The organism is Streptomyces sp. NPDC059455, assembly GCF_042750115.1.
GTDB classification, from domain to species: Bacteria; Actinomycetota; Actinomycetes; order Streptomycetales; family Streptomycetaceae; genus Streptomyces; species Streptomyces endocoffeicus.
In genome coordinates this window covers 19730-20435 of the sequence record NZ_JBHYVB010000073.1, presented here as the reverse complement: position 1 = coordinate 20435, position 706 = coordinate 19730, and the positions used below count along the sequence as shown (strand labels likewise).

Genomic DNA, 706 nt, shown 5'->3' with positions numbered 1-706 from the left:
CCCGCGCGGGCCCCCCCGCCCCCGGGGCCCCGGCGCGCCCCCGGCCCCCCCCCCAACCGGCCCCCTCGCACCCTGTTGCCCCGCCCCCGCTGGGGCCGCCCCGCGTCTCCACCAGCGGTCGGCCGACATTCCCGGTCGCTCCGGTTACCACGATCATGTGCAGTTCCCCGTTCTCACAGTGACGGACCTTTTCCTCGCCGCGCGGCACGGTGAAGCTAGCATCGTGGGGATAGTAGGTACCTAGAAGAAAGTGACTATGTCCAAGGAACCGGAACTGGCCTGCCCGATCGCCCCGGTGGTCGACATCGTCTTCAGCCGCTGGACCACACCGATCCTCTGGACGCTCCAGGAACACGGCCGTCAGCGCTTCGTGGAGCTGCAGCGCCATATCGGCACCATCACCCCGAAGGTGCTGACCCAGCGGCTGCGGCAACTGGAGCGCGACGGGCTGGTGCGGCGCACCTACCACCCGGAGGTTCCGCCCCGGGTGGAGTACGAGATCAGTGAGCTGGGCCGCAGTCTGGGCCCGCTCTTCGCCACGCTCGCGACCTGGTCGGACGAGAATCTGCCCAAGGTCCAGCGGGCCCGGCTGGACTACGACGGTGAGGAGACGGCGCCCACCGGTCCTCGCTGAGGCGAGGCGCCCGGTACGCACGCACGCGGGCCCTGGGCGGGTTCAGACCAGCGCCCGCCCCCGCCCCCCACC

At 71.5% G+C, this 706-nt stretch carries 1 protein-coding gene; it reads left to right on the top strand.

Annotated features, from left to right (window positions below; all coding sequences use genetic code 11):
* Positions 1 to 256: 256 nt before the first annotated feature.
* Entirely contained in the window at positions 257 to 634 is a 378-nt protein-coding gene (locus tag ACFXB5_RS24945; protein ID WP_385211636.1) for a winged helix-turn-helix transcriptional regulator, read from the top strand.
* The last annotated feature ends 72 nt before the right edge of the window (positions 635 to 706 follow it).

What these genes read in the sequence shown, in the direction of transcription:
- ACFXB5_RS24945 (WP_385211636.1), top strand. Translation starts at nt 257, where the DNA reads ATGTCCAAGGAACCGGAACTGGCCTGCCCGATCGCCCCGGTGGTCGAC.